The sequence below is a fragment of the Actinophytocola glycyrrhizae genome (genome assembly GCF_042653545.1).
Lineage (GTDB): Bacteria > Actinomycetota > Actinomycetes > Mycobacteriales > Pseudonocardiaceae > Actinophytocola > Actinophytocola glycyrrhizae.
In genome coordinates, this window is the sequence record NZ_JBHSIS010000002.1 from 171,235 (window position 1) to 191,821 (window position 20,587).

Here is a 20,587-nt window from a genome sequence, read left to right on the forward strand (position 1 = left end):
GCGCGAGCAGGTCGATCGTCTCGGCCACGGCCCGGCAGCCCGCTTCGGCTGTAGTCCGGCTCGTCGAACCGCCGACACCACGCCGAACGCCGTCGAGCGTCGTCCGGGTTGCGCTTCGGCGACCGTGGGTCAAGCGCGAATCATGATTACCCCTCCTACGATGGCGAAATGCTGATCCGCGGGGTTTCGCGCACCCTCATGGCCGCAGTCGTCGCCGTCCCGCTGCTCGCCGCCGGGGTGGCCGACGGCCGTGCGGAGGAGGGCGCGGGCTTACCGTGGCAGCTGCTGCACTACAACCACGCGTACGGCGTGCTCGACCACGAAACCGCCGACGCCGTCGAGCACTCGGCGTACCTGCGCCGGTTCGCCGACTTCGAGCTGCGCACGACCACTGGCGACGAGGGGCAGACGTGGACCGGCAGCTACCTGCTCGGCCGCGAGACCTACCTCGAGCTGTTCAAGGCAGGCGACCTGCCCGGCCAGGACAGCAGGCCCGGTTCCGGCGGGCTCGCTCTGTCCACAGAACATGCCAACGAGCTGCCCGAGGTCACCGACGAGCTGCGCGACGAGGGTGTGGCGGCGCCGATCGAGTTCAGCCAGACCCGCGACTTCGGCGACGGCAGGCCGGTGCCGTGGTTCGACTCCGTGCTGACCACCCAGCAGTACGACACGTTCGGCGCCTGGGCGATGGAGTACCGGCCGGAGTACTTCGCCGACCCGCGCAGCGAGACCGAACCCCCCAGTCACCCCGGCGACGTCGGCCGCGAACGCTACCTGCCGGACGACTACCGCCGCCACCTGATGCGCGACGTGACCGGCGTCCGCATCGCGGTCACCGCACAGGACCTGGCGAACACGGTGCCGCTGCTGCGTGCCGGTGACTTCGTGGTCCTGCGCCGCCATGGCGGGGTCGTCGCACACGGCAAGGGCACCACGCTCCGGTTCGACGTCGTGCCGGCACACCGGACCGGGCTGCGGCAGGTCGAGATGTCGCTCAACCGCGCGCCCGGCTACCGGCACGAGGAGCGCCTCGGCCGGTCGGTCCTCGTGGTCGGCCCGGCCGCGCGCGCCGTGTGGACCTTCGGCAGCCCGCACGGCAGGCCATAGCCCGGGTGGTGGCACCGGCTCTCGACACCGGCTCCCCGAGCCACGACGCCGCGTACGCCATGGCGGTGCGCGACGTGGCGGACAGCGTCGCCGGGAGCGTGTTCCTCGCCGGTGAGTCGTGGCCGACGCTGTGGGTCCGGGACGCCGCGTACGCCATCGACCTCGGGGCCGCGCTGCTGCACCCCGGCGTCGCCCGTGCCTCGATGCGGGCCGTGGCGGCGAACGGGCGGTGGGCGCAGGACCGCGCCGCGCACTTCGGCCGGTGGCCGAACCTCACCGACGCCATCGTCGGCGCGGTCGGCGCGTGGGCCTGCTACGAGACGACGGGCGACCTGGAGTTCCTGTCCTGGAGCCACGAGGTGACCCGCGCGAGCCTCGCCAGGGCCGAGCAGGAGGTGTTCGACGGCGGGTTGTTCCGTGGCTGCGCGAGCTTCATGGAGTCCAACAGCGGCCATCCCCCTCGGTTCGCGTTCCGCGGCCGGGCGGTCGGCGCCACCAAGGCCCTCAGCACCAACGTGCTCCACCACCGCGCCTACTCGATCGCGGCCAGGTCGGCCGAGCTGCTCGGCGAGGACCCGGCACCGTTCGCGGCCAGGGCGGCCGAGGTGAAGCAGGCGATCAACGAGCGGCTGTGGGTGCCGGACCGGGGCTGCTACGCCTACTACGAGGACGCAGACGGCCAGGTCTCCGACCGGTGGGAAGGTCTCGGCACCGCACTCGCGGTGCTGTGGGGCGTCGCCGACGACGAGCAGGCGGCAACCGTTCTCCGCACCGTGGCTCCCACCGCGCACGGGCTGCCGTGCCTGTGGCCGCCGTACCCGCTGTGGGGTCCGTGGCTGCCCAGGGACGAGTACAACTACCACAACGGGACCGTGTGGCCGTTCGTCCAGGGCTACTGGGGGTGGGCGGCGGCGACCCGCCGCGCGGTCGACGTGTTCGCGGCGGAACTGGCCGCGCTCACCGCCCTGGCCTGCCGCGCACCGACCTACCACGAGTTCTACCGGCCCCGCACCGGACGGCCGGGCGGTTCGGCCCGCCAGCTGTGGAGCGCGGCGGGCTACCTCGCGCTGGTCCACCACGGACTCGTCGGCCTGCGCCTCGGCGGCAGCGGCAGCGACATCGGGTTCGCGCCGGTGGTGCCCGACGGGTTCACCGAGGTCCGGCTGTCGGGCCTCACCCTCCGCGACCTCACCCTGGAGGTCACGGTCACCGGCCATGGCACCGAGGTGACGGCGTTCGCGGTGGACGGCGTCCCGCAGGCGGGTCACACGGTCCCGGCCACGCTGACCGGCAGGCACCGGGTGGACATCGCGGTGGGCTGACGCGCCGCGTGCGGCGTCAGGCGGCGAGTGCCTTCTCGACGGCCGTGACCAGCGCGGGGTCCTCGGGCGTGACGCCCGGGCGGAACCGCGTCACGGCACCGGAACCGTCGACGAGGAACTTCTCGAAGTTCCACTGCACGTCGCCCGCTTCGCCGTCCGCGTCCCCGGTCGTGACCAGCTCGGCGTACAGCGGGTGTCGCCCGCCGCCGTTGACCTCGGTCTTCGCCATCATCGGGAAGGTAACGCCGTAGTTCGTCGCGCAGAAGGTCCTGATCTCCTCCGCGCTGCCGGGCTCCTGCCCGCCGAACTGGTCGCACGGGAACCCGACCACGGACAAGCCCTGGTCGGCGTAGCGCTCGTGGAGCGCCTCGAGGCCGCGGTACTGCGGCGTGAGCCCGCACTTCGAGGCGACGTTGACGATCAGGAACACGCGACCGGGCAGGCCCGCCAGGGTGGCAGGCGAACCGTCGAGCGTCTGCAGCGGGATGTCGTGGAGAGGCACCCCCCGACCCTATCCCCGCGCGGCGTTCGCCGTACTGGGATCCGTTCCGTCAGAGTGCAGCGGCCACGTCCTCCGCGCTCTCGAAGGTCCGGCACGGCAGGTCGTACAGTCGCCGTCGGGTCGCCACCGGGACACCTCGGATGTCGGCACAGTTGGTCACCTCCCACTTCTCCGCCGGGAAGGTGAGATCCGCCAGCGTATCCTCGAGAGTCTCGTCCACAGTGGCCGCGTCGTCGTGATTGCCAGAGTGTTTGCCGTTGTGCGTGACCATGCTTGTTGTCTGCCCGCTCGTGAGCCGCGCAAACCGGTTGCCGGTACCGACGGGCAGAGTCACGTTCCCGGGGTACCCCCTGGTCATGAAGGTCGCGGAAGAGACAGCCGGTTCGCTCGACGAACTGGGCCGGACGGGGTGGTGGGCGGTCGGGGGCCGGAGGGTGCGCGTCACCAACCTCGACAAGGTGCTCTTCCCCGGGCCGCCAGCGCTCACGAAACGGGACGTGATCCGGTACTACGCCGAGGTGGCGCCGTACCTCCTGCCGTACCTGACCGGACGGCCGGTGAACGCGCACCGCTACCCCGACGGTGTCGGCAGTCCCGGCTTCTGGCACAAGGAGGTGCCAGAACACGCCCCGGAATGGCTGACGCGGTGGCACAACACCGAGGCGGACGAGGACGAGACGCAGTGCTACGCCGTGCTCGACAGCGTGCCCGCGCTCGTGTGGATGGCGAACTTCGCCGGGGTCGAGCTGCACCCGTGGACCTCCCGGCTGCCGGACGTGCACGCGCCGACGTGGGCACTGGTCGACATCGACCCCGGCGACACCACCACGTTCGCCGACATCGTGGAGCTGGCCAGGCTGTTCCGGACCGCCCTGGCGCATCTGGGCGTCGCCGGCATGCCGAAGGTGACGGGAAAGCGGGGCGTGCAGATCTGGATACCGGTGCGTGACGGCTACACCTTCGACGACACCCGTTCGTGGGTGGAGAAGGTGTCCAGGGTGGTCGGACGCGTCCGGCCGGAGCTGGTGAGCTGGGAGTGGTACCGCGACCGGCGCGGCGGCCTCGCCCGGCTCGACTACACGCAGAACGCGATCAACAAGACACTGGTGGCACCGTTCAGCATCCGGCCACTGCCGCACGCGCCGGTCTCGGTCCCGGTCAGGTGGGCGGAGCTGGACGACCCGCGGCTGCGGCCCGACCGCTGGACCGTCGGCACCGTGCTCGACCGGCTGCGGGAGAAGGGCGACCCGCTCGCGCCGCTCATCGGGCGGCAGCAGGAGCTGCCACCGCTGTAGCGGCGAGGATGTCGTCCCAGTCGGCCAGGAAACGGGCCAGGCCGAACCGGGACAGCGCGTACTCCCGTGCCCGTTTGCCCATCCGGGCGGCCATTTCCGGGTCCGCCATCAGGTCCCGCAGCCCGTCGGCGAGCAGGTCGAGGCGGGTGGCGAGCACGCCGGCGTCGGCGGGCACGGCCTCGACCGACTCGGTCGCGGCCAGGCACACCACCGGCATGCCGATCTGCATGGCCTCGATGAGGGACAGGCCGAGCGAGGTCCAGCGGGGCACGTGCAGGTAGGCACGGCGGCGCGCCAGCTCCGGGTGCAGGCGGTCGTGCGGCAGGTCGCCGTGGCAGGCGAGCCGGTCCCGGCCGAGGTCGAGCGCGTCGCCGAGCCCGTCGAGCCCCATGCCGAACACGTCGAGCGGGGCCGCCTCAGCGAACCGGGGCAGCAGGTCGGTGCCGGTGATCCGCCACCGCCGCACCGGTTCGTTGGTCACCACCGCCGCCCTGGGCAGCTCGCCGGTGTACCGGGCGGCCGGCTCGACGATGCCGTGCTCGACGACGGTGGTCGGTGCGCGGCCGTTGTCCCACATCCACTCGTTGAAGTGGGTGACGTGCGCGATGAGCACGTCGTCGCGGTCGGCGAGCGGGTGCGGGCTGCCCTTCGGGGTGTTGTGCTCGACGAACACGGCGGGGACGTCGCGACCCGGCTTGCGGCGCAGCCACCGCTGCGCGAGCTCGAACTCCTCGGTGCGTTGCAGGATGACCACGTCGACGTCGGTGTCCGCCAGCCGCTCCGGCGCGATCTCCTCCGCGGCGGGCCAGTCCCGGCCGCAGCGCCCCCCGCCCCACGGGCCGCCCTCGGGCAGCGTCGGAAGGAGGTAGTGATGGCGGCCGCGGACGAAGGCGTCGGTCCAGGAACCGTGGACGTGCCAGAGCAACACATTCATGCGTTCCGGATTACCCGCGTACCGCGGTCGAAACGGGGGTACCACCCGGACATGATCGTGTTGCGCGCGCTGGGGATCGGAGACCTGCTCGTCGCGGTGCCTGCGCTGCGCGGCCTGCACCGCACCGGCGACCGGGTCGTCCTCGCCACACCGGAGTGGCTGTCCCCCCTGGTGGACCTGACCGGCTGCGTGGCCGCCGTGGTGCACACCCCGGGGCTGGGTGCGTTGCGGTGGCGGGAATCCGGGGTGGCGGTCAACCTGCACGGCGCCGGGCCGGAGAGCATCGCCGACCTCCTCGCCACCCGGCCGACGAGGCTGATCACCCACCGGCACGAGGCGTTCCCCGAACTGCCCGGCCCGGCATGGGTCGAGGACCAGCACGAGGTGCACCGCTGGTGCGGCCTGCTCGCCTGGCACGGCATCCCGGCCGACCCGGACGAACTCGGCCTGCTGCCGCCCGGGGTGCCCAGCGCCGCACCGGGGGCGGTCGTGGTACACCCCGGCGCGAGCACGCAGGAGCGCCGGTGGGGTGCTGCCCGGTTCGCCGAGGTGGCGCGGGAACTCGCCATGGGCCACCGGGTGGTGGTCACCGGCAGCCGGGCGGAACGGGCCATGGCCACCGAGGTCGCGCGCCGGGCCGGGCTGCCGGAATCGGCTGTGCTGGCGGGAGAACTCGGCCTCACCGACCTCGCCGCGCTCGTCGCCGACGCCGCACTCGTCGTCTGCAACGACACCGGCGTCGGGCACCTCGCCACCGCGTACGGCACCCCGTCCGTCGTCCTGTTCGGACCGACGCCGCCGAGCCGGTGGGGTCCGCCCGCCGGCCGCGAGCAGCACGCGGCGCTGACCACCGGCACCCTCACGACCGGCGAGGTACTGGCCGCGGCGGACGGTGTGCGGAGCGCCCGCCTCTGATGCGTTCGATCACCGCGGAGGTCGAGCGGTCCGGCAGATAGCTCAGGATGCGGACCTCGCCGCCGTACTCCCGCACCACCGGTGTCTCGGTCAGCAGCTCGGCCCGGTGGTCGCCGCCCTTGGCGTAGACGTCCGGGCGCAGCCTGGTCAGCAGCGCGGCCGGGGTGTCCTCGTCGAACACGGTCAGGTGATCGACACAGCTGAGCCCCGCGAGGACCGCGGCGCGGTCGGCGACCCCGTTGACCGGCCGTCCCTCGCCCTTCAGGCTGGTCACGCTCTCGTCCGAGTTGACCGCGACGACCAGCACGTCGCCGAGCCGCTTCGCCTCGTTGAGGTAGTTGACGTGACCGCGGTGCAGCACGTCGAAGCAGCCGTTGGTGAACACGATCCGCCGCCCGGCCGCGCGGTGCTCCCCGACCAGCGCGGCGAGCCGGTCGTGGTCGAGCACGGTCCCGTGCCCGCCGAGCCGCTCGGCGAGGTCGTCGACCGTGCAGACCGCGGTCTCGGGCCGGTGCACCACCACGTCCGCGGCGGCCTGTGCCAGCTCGACCGCCACGACCGAGGGCAGCCCACCGCAGCGGGCCACGGTCAGCGCCGCGCAGAACGTGTCGCCGGCACCGGCGGTGTGGTTGTCCGGCACCGGCCGCGCCCACGTCCGGTGCACGGGCCGGGCGCCGTCGAGCAGCACGGCGCCGTCCCGGTCCAGTGTCACGACGACGGCGCGCGCGCCGGTGCGGGTCAGCAGCGTGCCGCGGTGCTCGTCGAGGAACCGCAGCGACTCACCGGCCGGGATCGACGTGCCGAGCACCGCGGCCGCCTCGCCCGCGTTGGGGGTGACGAGGTCGGGGCGCAGCCGCGCCCAGCGGGCCGGGTCGTGCGCGTCCACCACCACGAGCGGCGGGCGCGTCGCCAGTACCGCGTCGAGCACCGCCTCCGACAGCAGCCCGGTGCCGTAGTCGCACACCACGACCGCGTCCCAGCCGTCGGCCAGCCCCGGCACGCCGGTCAGCGGCGCCTGGTCGCGGTCGCCGTCGTCGAGCCGCACCAGCACCTGCTCCCCCGCCACCACACGCCGTTTCGCCGTGGTCCGCCTGCCCGGCTCGACCGCGACCGACGTGGTGTCCACACCGGCTTTCTCCAGTGCCGCGAGGAGTTCCGCGCCGCTGTCGTCGGCGCCGACGGCGGACACCATCCGCACCGAGGCCCCGAGCGCTGCCAGGTTCACCGCCGTGTTCGCGGCGCCGCCGGGCGCCACCGTCCTGGAGTCGATCGCCACCACCGGCGCCGGTGCCTCGCGGCACAGCCGTTCCGCGTTGCCGGTCAGCCACTCGTCGAGGATGACGTCCCCCACGACGAGCACCCTGGGCCGCAGCGCGGCCAACCGGGCCGGCACGTCGGGGGTCAGCTCCGGCAGCTCGTGGTCGTCGCCGGCCATCGGGTCCACTGTGGACGTGTCGGTCATGGCAGGGCCACCTCCCGGACCACGCGCAGTGCCGCCGAGGCGACCTGCGCTGGATCGAGGTCGAGACATTCCTGGTGGTACGGGCAGTCGAACTGCCTGCACGGCGAACAGGGCACCGAACGGCCGAGCAGTTCGGCCGAGGGGGTCGTCCTCGGCGGCATCTCGGTCCGCGCCTCGGTGCCCGCGTACGTGACGACCAGCGGCACGCGGGCCGCGTCGGCGAGGTGCAGGGAGCCGGAGTTGTTGCACACCACCACGTCCGCGGCGCCGATCACACCAGCCAGCTCCGGGACCGTGACCTCGCCGAGCGGCGCCACCAGCGGGCTGGCCGCGGCCGCGACGACGGCGTCGACCAGCGGCGCCTCCTTGGGCGCGCCGGTGACCAGCACGGCCAGGCCCGCTTCGGCGAGCCGCCGCGCCACCACCGCGAACCGTTCCGGCGGGTACCGCTTGGCCGGGCAGGAACCGCCCGGCGCCAGCACCGCGAACGGCCCGCCGGGTGCCCGGTCCGTCGGCGGGACCGCCAGTTCCAGCTCCGGTCCCGCCGGAGGCACGCCGAGCGCGGCGAGCAGGTGCAGGCAGCGGTCCACCTGGTGGGTGCCCTCGGGCGGCGGGGTGACCCAGTGGGTCGCGACCGCGCCGCCGAACTCGGTGGAGTGCACCGCGCGCAGGCCGATCCCGGCGAGCATGCCGACGTGCGCCACCGGCCACGGCGACTGGCTGTGCGAGGTGAACACCACCATCGCGTCGTAGTTCCCGGCGCGGATCCGCTCCACGAGCCGCACCTCGTCGGCCGCCAGCTCGGCGGCGGCGCGCGGTGGTCCGGCCTGCTGCCAGCTCGGCGACACGGTGAGCACATCGGTGACCGCCGGGATCAGCGGCGCCACCTGCGCGCCCGCCGGGGACGCGAGCAGGTCGATCCGCACGTGCGGTGCCGCGCGCCGCAGCGCGCGCAACGCGGGTGTCGTCATCACGACGTCGCCGAGGTTGTCGGCGCGGACGACGAGCACCCGGCGCACCGCCTGCCAGTCCGGCGGGCGGCCGAGGTCGGCTGCGGGGTGTCTCATCCCGCCTCGCCCGGCGCGGTCAGGTGCACGAGCTTGGTGGTGGTCATCTCGTCGAGCAGCTCGGGTCCGTAGCCGAACCCGGTCCCGCTCACGCCACGGGGTTGCGCGGCACCGCCCGGCGCGCCACCGAACACCGCGTTCACCTTCACGGTGCCCGCGCGCAGGGTGCGGTACGCCTCGTGCGCGTGTGCCATGTCGGCGGTCAGGACGGTGGCCGCGAGGCCGTACCGCCCCCTGACGGCCTCGACGAGCCCCGTCGCGAAGTCGGGCACCACCATCACCGGTGCGACAGGACCGAAGGTCTCCTCGGCCATGACGGCCATGTCCGGGGTGCAGCCGGAAAGGACGGTGGCCGGGTAGTGCGCGCCGGGTCCGTCCGGGATCGTGGCGCCGGTCAGTGCTCGCGCACCGGCGGCGAGTGCCTGCGAGACGTGGTCGTGGACCTTGTCGCGGTGCTCGGTGTCCACGAGCGGGGGCACGGAGAACCGGCGGGCGGCGGCGGTCAGGGCGGCGAGGAACTCGTCCGCCTGGCGGCGGTGCACGTAGATCCGTTCCACGGACACGCAGATCTGGCCCGCGTTGGCGAACGAGCCGAGCGCGGCCTGCTCGGCGGCCCACACCGGGTCCACGTCGCCGTCGACGAGCAGCGGGTCGTTGCCGCCGTTCTCCAGCAGTGCCTTCGCACCGGTCCGCGCCGTCGCCATCGCGACGTGCCTGCCGGTCTCGACGCCGCCGACGTGCGCGACCACGTCCGCGTCGTGGTGCCCGGCGAGCCGCGCACCGACCGCGCCGCCGCCGGTGAGCGTCTGCAGCACACCGGCGGGGAACGCGTCGTGGAGCAGTTCCCCGAGGCGCATGCCGGTGTGCGGGCAGCGTTCGCTCGGCTTGTGCACCACGCAGTTGCCGGTCACGAGCGCCGCGCCGATCAGTCCGCACGCCACGGCGACCGGGTCGTTCCACGGCGTCAGCGCGACCACGACCCCGCGCGGCTCCGGCACCATCAGGTCGGTGGCCGACCACGAACCGAGCAGGCTCCTGCCGCGGTGCACCGGGCCGAGCTCGGCGTACTGCTCGAGGGTGGACACCCCGGCGTCGATGGCGGCCATGGCCTCGTCCCGGGGCCTGCCGGTCTCGTGTTCGTGGATCTCGGCGAGCCCGGCCGCGCCGTCGCGCAGTGCGGCGGCCGCGGCCCGCAGCGCGGCGCCCCGTTCGGCGGCCTGCGTGTGCCGCCACAGCGGGAAGGACCGGCGGGCGAGCGCCATCGCGTCCTCGACCTCGGTCTGTGTCGCCGATGCGAGGCTGCCGACGTGGTGCCCGGTCGCCGGGTCGCTGATCGAGATGTCGTTCTGAACTGTCAGCACGGGTACCTCCTCAGGGCCAGGACGGCTCGGACTCGTGGCAGACGACCAGTTCCCGGACCTCGCAGCCCTCGGGCTGGCCAAGGACGTGCACGATGTTCGCCGCGACGCGCTCCGGCGGGTTGAGCTTGCTGCGGTCCGGGGGCAGGTACTGGTCCGCGCGGTCGTCGAAGAACGCGGTGCGCATGCCGCCCGGCACGAGCAGGGTCACACCGACCCGGCCCGCGAGCTCCATGGCGAGCGCCCTGGTGAACCCGACGACCCCGAACTTGGCCGCGCAGTAGGCGGTCGCGTCGCCCGCCGGGCGCAGCCCGAGCGTCGACGCGACCGTCACGACGCGGCCCTTGACCCGTTCCAGGTAGGGCACCGCGGCACGCACGACCGCGGCCGTGCCCATGAGGTTCACCCGCACGACCCGCTCCCAGTCCGATGTGGACACCTCGGTGAGCGGGCCACAGCTGTCGATCCCGGCCGCGGTGACCACACCGGACAGCCCGTGCTCCTCGGCGAGGGACCGCACGGCCTCCTCCGTGGCCGCGCTGTCGGACACGTCGACGAGCCGGAAACCCAGCACCTCCGCGGACGGGGCCTGCTTGTCCAGCACCACAGCGGGCGTACCCGCGTCCCGCAACGCCGCGACGACCGCGGCACCCAGCCCGCTCGCGCCACCGGAGACGAGCACGGGTGGTTTGTCCTGAGTAGACATACATTCTCCTTCTGGTCAGCCGGTTTCGCTCAGTTTCCGCGCGAGGTGGGTGGTCGAGCGACCGTCGTGGTAGGGCACCACGACGACCTCGCCGCCCCAGCCGCGCACGACCCCGGTCTCCGGCAGGGTGTCCGGGGTGTAGTCGCCGCCCTTCACCCACACGTCGGGGCGCAGGTCGCCGAGCACCCGCTCCGGCCCGTGCTCGGCGAAGACGACGACGTGGTCGACGCAGCCGAGCGCACGCAGGACCTCGGCCCGGTCGGCCTCGCCGTTCAAGGGCCGGCCCGGCCCTTTGAGCGAGCGCACCGACTCGTCGGAGTTCATGCAGACGATCAGGCAGTCGCCGAGGGCGCGGGCGGCGGTGAGGGTACGGATGTGTCCTGCGTGCATCAGGTCGAAGCAGCCGCCGGTGGCGACCACGGTGCCGCCGCGTGCGCGGACCGCGGCCACCAGCTCGCGTGCCGCGGCCAGGTCGTCGTCCGCTTCGGACGGTGCGGGCCGGAAGGCGCCGCCGGTGATCTCGGCCGCCCCGCCGTCCGCGACGAACCGGGCCGCGGCGGCGACGGCGTGCTCGACCGCGGCAGGCACGGTGTCGTGCCGCATCAGCCGGGCGGTCACCGCGACCGCGAACCGGTCACCGGCACCGCACGGGTCGGCCGCGCTCACCGGGGGCGCCGGGATCAGCCTGGCCCGTTCGCTGTCGACCAGCATCGCTCCCCGGCCGCCGAGGGTCACGGTGACCGCGTCCGCACGCCACCGCGCGCGCAGTGCCCCGGCCGCCGCCTCCGCCGCGGCCGGGCCGTCGCCTGTCCGGCCGCTCAGGCGCAGCGCCTCGTCCAGGTTCGGCGTGGCGAGCGTGACGCCCCGCACCGGCGGCGCACCACGGGGATGCGGATCCCACACCACGGGCACCCGGCCCACCATCTCGGCCAGCACGTCACGCAGCGCAGGGTCCCCGGTGAGACCCCGGCCGTAGTCGGAGACCAGCACGGCGTCGGCGGCGCGCAGCGCGGCCAGCATGTCGGCGGTGACCGTCGGCCTGCCCGCGCGGGTGCGGTCGATCCTGGCGATGGTGTGCCCGTCCGCACGCACCCTGGTCTTCACCGGGGTCGGCGTGTTCGCGGGCCCCGCGACGACCGGTATCCGGCCGAGCTGGGTGCGCAGCACCGCGCTCTCCTCGTCGTCGGCCAGCGCGGTGACGAGCGTGACCGGCTCGCCCGCGCGGGCGGCGAGCAGCGCGGCGAGACCCGCGCCGCCCGGCCGGGGGGTGCGTGCGTCCTCGTCGACCACCAGCGCGGGCGCGTCCGGGCAGACCCGGTGCACGGAACCGACGAGGTCGACGTCCAGCAGGCTGTCGCCGACGATCACGAGGTTCATGACGCCGCCCTCCTCGTCGCCGGGCCGGCCAGCGCCGCCTCGAACGCGGCGCACAACAGGTGTACGGACATCAGATGCGCCTCCTGCACAGTGGCGGTGCACCCGGGCACCGCCAGCACGTCGTCGGCTCGCTGGGCGAGCGGGTTCGGCCGGGGGCCGGTGAACGCGAGGACCGTCGCGCCCCGTTCGCGGCCCGCGTCGGCGGCACGCAGCAGGTTCTCGCTGCGGCCGCTGGTCGACAGCAGCACCAGCACGTCCCGGTCCCTGGCGTGCGCGTGCACCTGCCTGGCGAACGCGTCGGCGTAGCCGTAGTCGTTGCTGATCGCGGTCAGGCTGGAGGTGTCGGCGTGCAGTGCGATCGCGGCGTAGGGCGGCCGGTCGGCCTCGAACCTGCCGACCAGCTCGGCGGTCAGGTGCTGTGCCTCCGCGGCGGACCCGCCGTTGCCCGCGGCGAGCAGCCGCGCGCCGTCGGGCAGCCGCTCGGCGAGCAGGGCCCCCCACCGCGTGAACCGGTCCGCCTCACCGCGCAGTGCCCGCACCGCGCGCTCGACCTCGTCGAGCCGGTCGGCGGCCCTCATCGTGCCGCACTCCCCACGACCGTGATCCCGCCGGTCCCGGCGAGGTCGACGCACCGCTGGTACTCCCGCACGCACTCCGCCGCGATCCGCCGCCACGGGTACCGCGACTCGGCGCGTTCCCGCCCGGAGCCGCCGAGGAACGACCGCCGGACCGGGTCGCCCAGCAGCGACCGCATGGCCGCGCCCACCGCGGCGGGTCCCCGCGGCGGCACCAGCACCCCGGTCACGTTCTCCACCACGGTGTCGGTCAGGCCGCCGACGCTGGTCGCGAGCACGGGCACCCCGCACGCCATCGCCTCGATCGGGACGATCCCGAACGGCTCGTACCACGGCACGCACGCCACGAGGTCGGCCGACCGCAGCAACGCGGGCATCCGGTCCCTCGGCACCTGCCCGGCGAAGCGCACCCGGTCCGCGACGCCCGCACGGTCGGCGAGCGCACGCAGCCTGGCGGCCTCCGGGTCGTCGGCGAGCCGGTCGTGGACCGGTCCACCGGCGATGACCAGCTCGGTGTCGGGCACCGCGGGCAGCGCGGCGACGAGGTCCGCGAAACCCTTGCGCGGCACCAGCCTGCCGACGCTGACCACGCGGTGCGGCAACGGTTTCCGCGCGACCTCACCGTCCGGCTGGAACTGCGTGCAGTCCACCCCGCACGGCACCACGGACACCCGGTTCCTCGGCACGCCCATCCGCACCAGCTCCCGCACCTCGTCGGAGCAGGTCGCGACGATCCCGGCCGCGGTACGGCCGATCATCCGCTCGACGCCGATCCGCTGCGGTGGGCTGGTGTCGGCAGCGCCCTGGTGGCGTTGCTTCACGGTGCCCAGCGCGTGGTAGGTGTGCACCACCGGCACCCCGTGCGGCCGGGCGGCGAGGACCGCGACGAGACCGGACATCCAGAAGTGCGAGTGCACGACGTCCGGCCGGTCGGTCCGCCATGCCCGCTCCACGTACCGGCTGAACTCAGCCATGTGCGGCAGCAGCTCGTCCTTGGGCACCGGCTCGGGCGGGCCCGCCGGCACGTGCACCACCCGGTAGCCCTGCGGCGTGACCCGGTCCGCGGACTGCGCCGGGTCGTCCCGCCGCGTGTAGACGGTCACGTCGTGCCCGGCCGCGGCCATCGCGGCCGACAGCTCGGCGACGTGCAGGTTCTGCCCGCCTGCGTCGACCTCACCCAGTGCGGCCAGCGGGTTGGCGTGTTCGGAGATCATTGCGATGCGCATGGCGTGGCCTTCCGTCTCGGAGGGTGCGGACCGCGGCGACGACGTCCGCCGCGGTCACGGTGGTCAGGCAGGGATGTCCGGGTAACGGGCACTCGCGGGCCCTCGTGGACCGGCACGCCGCGGTCTGGTCGCCGAGCAGCACGGTCGGTACGCGGTAGGGCGCCCAGCGCACCGCGGGCACGACGGGCGAGAACAGCGACACCACCGGGGTGCCGACGGCGGCTGCGAGATGCGCGGGCCCGGTGTTGCCCACGACCACCACGTCGGCGCCCGCGAGGACACCAGCCAGTTCCGGGAAGCCGGTGGCCCCGCCGAGATCGGTGCCGTGGCGGCCCGCCACCTCGGCGGTGAGTTCCTTCTCCCCGGGGCCGCCGGTGACGAGCACGCGGTGGCCGTCGGCGGTGAGCGCGCGCACCGCCTCCGCACACCGGTGCGCGGGCCAGCGCCGGGCAGGCACGGTGGCCCCCGGGTGCAGTACGACATAGGGTCCTGGGCCGGTCAGGTGCGAAACGTCCGGCGGCGGGTGCACCCGCAGTGCACCGTCGTCAACGTCGGGAAGGCGCAGACCCGCGGCGTTCACCACGGCCAGCGCGCGTTCCGGTTCCGGCGCGTCGTCGGTGAAGTCGAGGTCGGGACGCAGCCGGACGTCGAGCAGTGTGCCGGGGTAGTCGGCCGAGATGCCCGCGATCACGGGCACCCCCGCCATCCGCAGCACGAGGGCGAGCGGCAGGCAGGACTGGTGCGCGGAGGTGAGGATGACCGCCAGGTCGAAACCGGCGGCGGCGACGCGGTCGGTCAGCGCCCGCACGTCGGCGGTCCGCACCGGGTCGGGGTTGGCCGCGATCCATGGGCAGTGCCACACGATCGTGTGATCCACCCCGGGCAGCAACGCGCCGGCCTGCGCGCCGGCGGGACCGCACAGCAGTGTCACCTCGGCGGCGTGCGCGGCGGCCGCCCGGATCGCAGGCCCGGCGAGCAGGACGTCGCCGTCACTGTCCAGTCGCGCCACGAGCACCCGGTTCACGCGGGCACCCCCGTCAGCAGCCCGGCCGCGAGACGGGCGGCGGCAGGCAGGTCGGCGGCGACCAGTGGCGCCCTGTCGACCTCGTCACGCCGGGTGACCGGGGTCGGCACCAGTATCGGCGTCGCGCCCGCCGCGGTGGCGGCCCCGACGTCGGCGCCGATGTCGCCGATCACGACGACGGAAGACGGCCGCACACCCAGTGCCGTGCACGCTGCTCGGACCATCCCGGGTGCGGGTTTGCGGCACGCGCACCCGTCCTCGGGTCCGTGCGGGCAGAACCGGATGTCGTCGAAGGGACCGAGGAGCTCAGTCACCCGTGCGTGTACCCGGTGGACCTGTCGCGTGGTCAGCAGCCCACGGGCCACACCGGACTGGTTGCTCACGATTCCGAGCCGGATTCCATTGGCGCGCAACAGGTCAACGGCCGCGCGAGCGCCCGGCCGCAGGACGACGAGGTCGGGGTCGCCGTTGTAGGGCACGTCCTCGACGAGCGTGCCGTCCCGGTCGAACAGCACTGCGGAATGGTCAGCCGGTTTCACGCGGGCAGACTTGCCGTGAGCAGTAGAGGTAAACCAGTCCGTAGCAACTACTACTCACCGTCACGGGACGGTTGGCAATCCTCTGTCACAGCACCAAAATGGCCGTTTCGCGTAGGCATGACCACCCGGTACCGGGGTATTCACCCGGGGCCACGTGCGCACGGGGGGACACGCCGGGGTGCGGAGGATTGCACCGCGCCCGGCCGGGTAGTCCGTCGACACAGAACTCCTCGGGGAGGACACGATGAACAGTGAGCTGCTCCGCGGCCTGACGGACGTGCACGGTCCCTTCGCGTCGGTTTACCTGCCGCCGGACGCCGGCGGTCCCGGCTGGCTCTTCCTGCGCAGGCTGCTGGCCGCGCAGGACGCCGACCCCGAGGTCCTGGCCGTACTGGACGAGGCCATGCGCCGGCCCGCCGCCGCGGAGGGCCGCGCGCTCATCGCCAACCGCGAGGGTGTACTGGTCGACGGCCCGCTCTCCTGGTCGCCGCCCTCCCCCGTCGCCCGTTTCTCGGCTCTGCCCTACCTGCTTCCGCTCGTGCGGAAGCAGGCGGTGCACGCCCCGGAAGCGGCGCTGGTGGCCGCCGGGCCGGCCGGCCAGGACACCGTGGGCCCACCGCCCGACAGGAGCCGCGTGCTGTTCGACCAGTTCCTGTTCGAGTCGTCCCGGCCCGACGGCCCGGTGGTGCAGGGACTCGGGCACTGCGCGGCGGCGCTCCGCGACGGCAACGCGGACGCCGTCGTGCTCGTCGAGGGCGTGCTGGGCGGCGAGTCCGTGTGGGTGGGCGGCACCCACCGCGACCAGGTGGCGCAGGAGTGCGCCGAACTGCGTGCGCTCGGCATGCCCGCCAACCGGCAGCGCGCGGACGAGGCACTGCCCATGGCGGCGCTGAAGGTGGACGCCGAGCTGCTGGTCGGCCCGGCCGACCTCCCCCTCGCCGACGGGGTCGGGGTGCTGCTGCGCCATCCCTGACCGGCGGGGAGCGTTCCGTGGTCGGACGAGGACGGTCCGTGTCGCGGGCGGAGGCGGTTCGCGTAGGCTGGTGCACCCCGTCGGCCACCCGGGGCCGGCGACGACAGCTGTTTCGAGGACTCGCATGGCCGACGCCATCTCCCAGACTCCACTCCCGTCCCACGCCATCGACACCACGGTGCCGAGCGTTGCCCGCGCCTACGACGCGGCCCTGGGCGGCAAGGACAACTACGAGGTGGACCGGCAGCTGCTCGCACAGCTCAACGCCGCGGTGCCCGAGGTCAACATCATCGCCGTGTCCAACCGCGCGTTCCTGATCCGCGCGGTCCGCTTCCTCAGCCGGGAAGCAGGCATCGACCAGTTCCTCGACTGCGGGTCGGGCCTGCCGACCGTGGAGAACACGCACCAGGTGGCGCAGCGGCTCAATCCGGACGCCAGGGTGGTCTACGTCGACAACGACCCGGTGGTGCTCGCGCACGGCCGCGCGCTCCTCGAGGACAACGAGAACACCAAGCTCATCGACGCCAACATCTTCACGCCGTCGGCGGTGATGGACAGCGAGGTCGTCCGCAGGCACCTCGACTTCACCCGGCCGATGGCCCTGCTGCAGGTCGCCACCCTGCACCACCACAGCGCCGACGAGGGCCTGCCGCCCGCCGAGGTCATGCGCGCCTACATCGACGGCCTGCCGTCCGGCTCGTACGTGGTGTTCTCGCACTTCTTCGACCCGGAGAACGAGCACAGCGCCATCGCGCACCGCGTGCAGGGCATCCTGAACAACAGCATCAGCCGCGGCTTCTTCCGCACCCGTGCGGAGATCGAGACGATGCTGGAAGGGCTGGAGCTGATCGACCCCGGCATCACCGTCGCCGACGAGTGGTGGCCGGACGGCCCCGGCAACACCCCGCTGCCCGACGCGGGCCGCTGCATCGTGGCCGCCCTCGGCCGCAAGCCCTGACCGCAGCCACTGAGCACGGCCTGCCGGGCGGCCGCCACGGTGACGAACCCGGTCACGCGGTCGCCGGCCTGACCTCCGGTGCCGCGAGCAGGCGCGGGTCGACGGTTCCGTCGAGCCAGGCACGCAGGACCTCGTTGAACAGGCCGACGTCCTCGACGTTCCAGATGTGGTGCATGCCCGGCGCGAGCCGCGGCTGTGCCCGCGGGGCGGCCTTGGCGAGTGCCGCCAGGGAGCGACGGACGACCGCGTCCTCCTTCTCCCCCGCCACCACCAGCAGCGGACCGGAGTAGTCGCCGAGGCCCTCGGGCACGCCGCCCGTGAGGACCTCCGCGAACATCGCCGACGCGGTCGCCCGGCGCACCGAAAGGCCGTGCGTGACGTACCGGTCTCGCGCGTCCTCCGGAAGGCCGAACGCGGTGGCCAGTGCGCGCCAGAACCACGGCGACCGCCAGAACACCAGTTGCAGCCCGGCGATCAGTCGTGTCGCCGGGCCGCTGCGCAGGAGTGGCGCGCCGGTGAGGAACGCCGAGTGCACCCGGTCGGGGTGCCGTGCCGACACGCGCAGCGCCGTCAGGGCACCCAGCGAGAGCCCGGCCAGGTCGAAGGGGCCCTCGACGCCGTGGTCGCTCACCCGCGCCACCAGGTCGTCGGCCACCGCGTCCAGGCCCCGCCAGTCCTCGTGGACCCGCGTCCCGAAACCAGGCAGGTCCGGGGTGAGCACCACGCGGTCGCTGAACGCGGCCACCTGCGGTTCCCACATCCAGTTCGCGACGTTGCCGCCGTGCAGCAGCACCAGCGGGCGGTTCGCGGTGTCCGTCTCGGGGTTGTGCACCTCCGGGAAGCCACTCACGCGAGCTCCTCCTCGACCGTGCCGAGCCACGCGAGCTCGGTGCGGAGCTGCGCGATGCCGTAGTCCAGCGTGGCCAGGCGCAGCCGGGCGCCCCGGTCGTGCGCCTCGGTCTCGGCACGCATCCGTTCCAGGCGTGCCAGCTGCGCGCGCGCCGGGTCGCGACGTCGTGCGAACAGCGACCGGAGGCCGTCGTCGTCGAGGTCGGCACCGAAGAACACGCGGGCGAGGAACGGGTCGCGTTCGACGTGGCGTTCCGGCTCGCTCGCGACCCACGCTGCCAGCGCCGCCCGGCCGGCCGCGGTGATGCGGTGTTCCTGGCGATCCGGCGCCCTCGCCCCGGCGACCGTCTCGACCTCCGCGTAGCCCTCCTCGACGAGCTTGGCGAGCGTGCGGTAGATCTGCGCTTTGTCCGCCGTCCAGAAGTGCCCGACGGTCGAGTCGAAGTGCCGTTTGAGGTCGTAGCCGGTCATGGCCGCGTGCGCGAGCAGACCCAGGATGATGCGGGAGAGAACCACTCGTCTAGTAGACAACTCACCTATTCGACTTGTCAACTAGGTATCGAGCGAGCAACGCCGCCCGGCTACTGCAGCCCGGCCCGGACCGAGGTGATGCGCTGGGTGTTGAAGCCGAGCCAGTGCATGCGGCCGACGTAGCGGGCGTGCTCGACCTTGATGCAGCGGTCCATGATCACGGTGACACCGCCCTCCTCCGCGGTCCTGGCGCCGGGCTCGTTGATCACGCCGAACTGGCACCACAGGGAGCCCGCGCCGATCCGCACCGTCTGTTCCGCGATCTCGGGAAGCGCGTCCGGCGCGCGGAAGACGTTGACGATGTCCACCGGCTCCGGGACGTCCAGCAGGCTGGCGTAGCTGGTCTCGCCGAGGATCTCGGAGGCACGGGGGTTCACGGGGATCACCCGGTAGCCATGCCGCTTGAGGTAGTAGCCCACGAAGTAGCTGGCCCTCAGCTCGTTGTTCGACAGGCCCACGACCGCGATCGTCCTCGCGGTGTTGAGCACCCGCTGGATCGCCAGCGGATCCTGGTAGCGCGCCAGGTCGGTCATGCGGTCGCGACCTCCTTCTCCACGGTCGCGGCGACGTGCGCGAACGCCTGCTCCAGATCCCAGAGCAGGTCGGTGACCGACTCCGTGCCGACCGAGAGCCGCACCGTGCCCGGCCCCACACCCGCCGCCCGCAGTTCGTCGTCGCCGAGCTGGCGGTGCGTGGTGCTGGCCGGGTGGATGACCAGGCTCTTCGCGTCGCCCACGTTCGCCAGGTGGGACCACAGGTTCACGCCGCGGATGAACGCCTGCCCGCCTGCCCGGCCACCCGCGACGTCGAACGAGAACACCGCGCCGGCACCACGCGGCAGGTACTTCTCGACCAGCGGCCGGTACCGGCTCGCCGGCAGGCCGGGGTAGGTCACCCGCGACGCCAGGTCGTGCGCGGACAGGAACTCGGCGACCTTCCCGGCGTTCTCGACGTGGCGTTCCATCCGCAGCGACAACGTCTCCATCCCCTGCAGGAACAGGAAGGCGTTGAACGGCGACAGCGCACCACCCAGGTCGCGCAGGGTCTCGGCACGCAGCTTCATCAGGTAGCCGTAGGTGCCGAAGGTCTCGTGGAACCGCAGGCCGTGGTAGGCGGGCGACGGGTCCGCGACCACGGGGAACCGGCCGCTGGACCAGTCGAACGTGCCCGCCTCGGCGACCACGCCACCGATGCTCGTGCCGTGCCCGCCGAGGAACTTCGTCGCCGAGTGGACCACGATGTCGGCGCCCCACTCGATCGGGCGGCACAGGTAGGGCGTGGCGAACGTGTTGTCGACGACCAGCGGCACGCCGTGCTCGTGCGCGACCGCGGCCACCGCCTCGATGTCGAGCACGTTGCCCGCCGGGTTGCCGATGGTCTCCGCGAAGAACGCCTTCGTGTCCGCCCGCACCGCCTGCCGCCACGCGTCGAGGTCGTCCGGGTCGACCCACGTCAGCTCGACGTTCATCTTGCGCAGCAGGTGCTTGAACTGGTTCACCGTCCCGCCGTACAGCGCCGAGGACGAGACCACGTGGTCGCCCGGCTCAAGCAGGGTGAACAGCGCCGCGGCCTGCGCGGCGATGCCGCTGGCGAACGCCACCGCGCCCGCCGCGCCCTCCAGGTTCGCGACCCGCTCCTCGAACACCGCGACGGTCGGGTTCATGATCCGCGAGTACGTGTTCCCGTACTCCTGGAGGTTGAAGTACGCGGCGGCGGACTCGGGGTCCTCGAACACGTAGCTGGTGGTCTGGAAGATCGGCACCGCGCGTGCGCCCGTGTTCGGGTCCGGCCGTTGCCCGGCGTGCAACTGCCGGGTCTCGAACCCGAAATCGTGCTCCGGCTCGACCCGGGGGGAATCGTCGGTCAC

At 73.3% G+C, this 20,587-nt stretch carries 22 protein-coding genes; 6 read left to right on the forward strand and 16 right to left on the reverse strand.

Annotated features, from left to right (window positions below; translation table 11 throughout):
* The first annotated feature begins 168 nt into the window (after positions 1–168).
* On the forward strand, positions 169–1,107 hold the full coding sequence (locus ACFPCV_RS00780) for a DUF5829 family protein (RefSeq protein ID WP_378053340.1): 939 nt from the start codon (positions 169–171) through the stop codon (positions 1,105–1,107).
* Between the two features lie 8 nt (positions 1,108–1,115).
* On the forward strand, positions 1,116–2,429 hold the full coding sequence (locus tag ACFPCV_RS00785) for an MGH1-like glycoside hydrolase domain-containing protein (RefSeq protein WP_378053342.1): 1,314 nt from the start codon (positions 1,116–1,118) through the stop codon (positions 2,427–2,429).
* A gap of 16 nt (positions 2,430–2,445) precedes the next feature.
* On the opposite strand, the gene ACFPCV_RS00790 is transcribed toward ACFPCV_RS00785, so the two are convergent.
* Entirely contained in the window at positions 2,446–2,931 is a 486-nt protein-coding gene (locus ACFPCV_RS00790) for a glutathione peroxidase (RefSeq protein WP_378053344.1), read from the reverse strand.
* A 49-nt stretch (positions 2,932–2,980) separates the two neighbouring features.
* On the reverse strand, positions 2,981–3,265 hold the full coding sequence (locus ACFPCV_RS00795; RefSeq protein WP_378053346.1) for a DUF2795 domain-containing protein: 285 nt from the start codon (positions 3,263–3,265) through the stop codon (positions 2,981–2,983).
* Between the two features lie 22 nt (positions 3,266–3,287).
* Here ACFPCV_RS00795 and ACFPCV_RS00800 point away from each other — a divergent pair, with 22 nt between their 5' ends.
* Positions 3,288–4,226, forward strand: a complete 939-nt coding sequence (locus ACFPCV_RS00800) for a DNA polymerase domain-containing protein (protein ID WP_378053348.1) — start codon at positions 3,288–3,290, stop codon at positions 4,224–4,226.
* Here the strand turns inward: ACFPCV_RS00800 and ACFPCV_RS00805 are convergent.
* Entirely contained in the window at positions 4,192–5,160 is a 969-nt protein-coding gene (locus ACFPCV_RS00805; protein ID WP_378053350.1) for a glycosyltransferase, read from the reverse strand. The genes ACFPCV_RS00800 and ACFPCV_RS00805 overlap by 35 nt on opposite strands.
* Positions 5,161–5,211: 51 nt before the next feature.
* Between ACFPCV_RS00805 and ACFPCV_RS00810 the strand changes: the two genes are divergently transcribed.
* Positions 5,212–6,075: a glycosyltransferase family 9 protein gene (locus tag ACFPCV_RS00810; RefSeq protein ID WP_378053352.1), complete on the forward strand. Its 864-nt coding sequence runs from the start codon at positions 5,212–5,214 to the stop codon at positions 6,073–6,075.
* On the opposite strand, the gene rfaE2 (ACFPCV_RS00815) is transcribed toward ACFPCV_RS00810, so the two are convergent.
* Genes rfaE2 (ACFPCV_RS00815) through ACFPCV_RS00855 form a run of 9 tightly spaced genes read right to left on the reverse strand, consistent with a single transcriptional unit; the run spans position 6,020 to position 15,385 of the window.
* On the reverse strand, positions 6,020–7,537 hold the full coding sequence (gene rfaE2 / locus ACFPCV_RS00815; RefSeq protein WP_378053354.1) for a D-glycero-beta-D-manno-heptose 1-phosphate adenylyltransferase: 1,518 nt from the start codon (positions 7,535–7,537) through the stop codon (positions 6,020–6,022). The genes ACFPCV_RS00810 and rfaE2 (ACFPCV_RS00815) overlap by 56 nt on opposite strands.
* The gene (locus ACFPCV_RS00820; RefSeq protein ID WP_378053356.1) at positions 7,534–8,604 is read right to left on the reverse strand and encodes a glycosyltransferase family 9 protein; all 1,071 of its coding nucleotides are present in this window, start codon (positions 8,602–8,604) and stop codon (positions 7,534–7,536) included. Before ACFPCV_RS00820 ends, rfaE2 (ACFPCV_RS00815) begins: the two co-directional genes overlap by 4 nt.
* Positions 8,601–9,965 carry an aldehyde dehydrogenase family protein gene (locus ACFPCV_RS00825; protein ID WP_378053358.1) on the reverse strand — a complete coding sequence of 455 codons (1,365 nt, stop codon included), beginning with the start codon at positions 9,963–9,965 and terminating at the stop codon, positions 8,601–8,603. The genes ACFPCV_RS00820 and ACFPCV_RS00825 overlap by 4 nt, the downstream gene beginning before the upstream one ends.
* Positions 9,966–9,975: 10 nt before the next feature.
* Complete coding sequence (locus ACFPCV_RS00830) at positions 9,976–10,668, reverse strand: SDR family oxidoreductase (RefSeq protein WP_378053360.1); 693 nt, start codon at positions 10,666–10,668, stop codon at positions 9,976–9,978.
* A 15-nt stretch (positions 10,669–10,683) separates the two neighbouring features.
* Positions 10,684–12,045 (reverse strand): D-glycero-beta-D-manno-heptose 1-phosphate adenylyltransferase, encoded by a 1,362-nt coding sequence (gene rfaE2 / locus ACFPCV_RS00835; protein ID WP_378053362.1) that lies wholly within the window; start codon positions 12,043–12,045, stop codon positions 10,684–10,686.
* Positions 12,042–12,623 (reverse strand): D-sedoheptulose-7-phosphate isomerase, encoded by a 582-nt coding sequence (locus ACFPCV_RS00840; RefSeq protein WP_378053364.1) that lies wholly within the window; start codon positions 12,621–12,623, stop codon positions 12,042–12,044. The genes rfaE2 (ACFPCV_RS00835) and ACFPCV_RS00840 overlap by 4 nt, the downstream gene beginning before the upstream one ends.
* The gene (locus tag ACFPCV_RS00845) at positions 12,620–13,846 is read right to left on the reverse strand and encodes a glycosyltransferase (RefSeq protein WP_378053366.1); all 1,227 of its coding nucleotides are present in this window, start codon (positions 13,844–13,846) and stop codon (positions 12,620–12,622) included. Before ACFPCV_RS00845 ends, ACFPCV_RS00840 begins: the two co-directional genes overlap by 4 nt.
* Positions 13,794–14,870 (reverse strand): glycosyltransferase family 9 protein, encoded by a 1,077-nt coding sequence (locus ACFPCV_RS00850; RefSeq protein WP_378053368.1) that lies wholly within the window; start codon positions 14,868–14,870, stop codon positions 13,794–13,796. The genes ACFPCV_RS00845 and ACFPCV_RS00850 overlap by 53 nt, the downstream gene beginning before the upstream one ends.
* Complete coding sequence (locus ACFPCV_RS00855) at positions 14,867–15,385, reverse strand: D-glycero-alpha-D-manno-heptose-1,7-bisphosphate 7-phosphatase (RefSeq protein ID WP_378053370.1); 519 nt, start codon at positions 15,383–15,385, stop codon at positions 14,867–14,869. The genes ACFPCV_RS00850 and ACFPCV_RS00855 overlap by 4 nt, the downstream gene beginning before the upstream one ends.
* 268 nt (positions 15,386–15,653) lie before the next feature.
* Between ACFPCV_RS00855 and ACFPCV_RS00860 the strand changes: the two genes are divergently transcribed.
* Both ACFPCV_RS00860 and ACFPCV_RS00865 read left to right on the forward strand, forming a co-directional pair.
* On the forward strand, positions 15,654–16,382 hold the full coding sequence (locus ACFPCV_RS00860) for a hypothetical protein (RefSeq protein WP_378053372.1): 729 nt from the start codon (positions 15,654–15,656) through the stop codon (positions 16,380–16,382).
* Positions 16,383–16,506: 124 nt separating this feature from the next.
* Positions 16,507–17,340 carry an SAM-dependent methyltransferase gene (locus tag ACFPCV_RS00865; protein ID WP_378053374.1) on the forward strand — a complete coding sequence of 278 codons (834 nt, stop codon included), beginning with the start codon at positions 16,507–16,509 and terminating at the stop codon, positions 17,338–17,340.
* 52 nt (positions 17,341–17,392) lie between these two features.
* Here the strand turns inward: ACFPCV_RS00865 and ACFPCV_RS00870 are convergent, their stop codons facing one another.
* The 4 genes from ACFPCV_RS00870 to ACFPCV_RS00885 all read right to left on the reverse strand — a co-directional run bounded on the left by ACFPCV_RS00870 (position 17,393) and on the right by ACFPCV_RS00885 (position 20,587).
* A complete protein-coding gene (locus ACFPCV_RS00870; protein WP_378053376.1) occupies positions 17,393–18,190 on the reverse strand; it encodes an alpha/beta fold hydrolase in 798 nt (265 codons plus the stop codon).
* A complete protein-coding gene (locus tag ACFPCV_RS00875) occupies positions 18,187–18,705 on the reverse strand; it encodes a PadR family transcriptional regulator (RefSeq protein WP_378053378.1) in 519 nt (172 codons plus the stop codon). Before ACFPCV_RS00875 ends, ACFPCV_RS00870 begins: the two co-directional genes overlap by 4 nt.
* A gap of 65 nt (positions 18,706–18,770) precedes the next feature.
* On the reverse strand, positions 18,771–19,253 hold the full coding sequence (locus ACFPCV_RS00880) for a CoA-binding protein (RefSeq protein WP_378053380.1): 483 nt from the start codon (positions 19,251–19,253) through the stop codon (positions 18,771–18,773).
* On the reverse strand, positions 19,250–20,587 hold the full coding sequence (locus ACFPCV_RS00885) for an O-acetylhomoserine aminocarboxypropyltransferase/cysteine synthase family protein (protein ID WP_378053382.1): 1,338 nt from the start codon (positions 20,585–20,587) through the stop codon (positions 19,250–19,252). Before ACFPCV_RS00885 ends, ACFPCV_RS00880 begins: the two co-directional genes overlap by 4 nt.

Excerpts from the sequence above, each read along its gene's own strand:
- ACFPCV_RS00780 (WP_378053340.1), top strand. The coding sequence starts at position 169 with ATGCTGATCCGCGGGGTTTCGCGCACCCTCATGGCCGCAGTCGTCGCC.
- ACFPCV_RS00800 (WP_378053348.1), top strand. The coding sequence starts at position 3,288 with ATGAAGGTCGCGGAAGAGACAGCCGGTTCGCTCGACGAACTGGGCCGG.
- ACFPCV_RS00805 (WP_378053350.1), bottom strand. The coding sequence starts at position 5,160 with ATGAATGTGTTGCTCTGGCACGTCCACGGTTCCTGGACCGACGCCTTC.
- ACFPCV_RS00810 (WP_378053352.1), top strand. The coding sequence starts at position 5,212 with ATGATCGTGTTGCGCGCGCTGGGGATCGGAGACCTGCTCGTCGCGGTG.
- rfaE2 (WP_378053354.1), bottom strand. The coding sequence starts at position 7,537 with ATGACCGACACGTCCACAGTGGACCCGATGGCCGGCGACGACCACGAG.
- ACFPCV_RS00820 (WP_378053356.1), bottom strand. The coding sequence starts at position 8,604 with ATGAGACACCCCGCAGCCGACCTCGGCCGCCCGCCGGACTGGCAGGCG.
- ACFPCV_RS00830 (WP_378053360.1), bottom strand. The coding sequence starts at position 10,668 with ATGTCTACTCAGGACAAACCACCCGTGCTCGTCTCCGGTGGCGCGAGC.
- rfaE2 (WP_378053362.1), bottom strand. The coding sequence starts at position 12,045 with ATGAACCTCGTGATCGTCGGCGACAGCCTGCTGGACGTCGACCTCGTC.
- ACFPCV_RS00840 (WP_378053364.1), bottom strand. The coding sequence starts at position 12,623 with ATGAGGGCCGCCGACCGGCTCGACGAGGTCGAGCGCGCGGTGCGGGCA.
- ACFPCV_RS00845 (WP_378053366.1), bottom strand. The coding sequence starts at position 13,846 with ATGCGCATCGCAATGATCTCCGAACACGCCAACCCGCTGGCCGCACTG.
- ACFPCV_RS00860 (WP_378053372.1), top strand. The coding sequence starts at position 15,654 with ATGAACAGTGAGCTGCTCCGCGGCCTGACGGACGTGCACGGTCCCTTC.
- ACFPCV_RS00865 (WP_378053374.1), top strand. The coding sequence starts at position 16,507 with ATGGCCGACGCCATCTCCCAGACTCCACTCCCGTCCCACGCCATCGAC.
- ACFPCV_RS00880 (WP_378053380.1), bottom strand. The coding sequence starts at position 19,253 with ATGACCGACCTGGCGCGCTACCAGGATCCGCTGGCGATCCAGCGGGTG.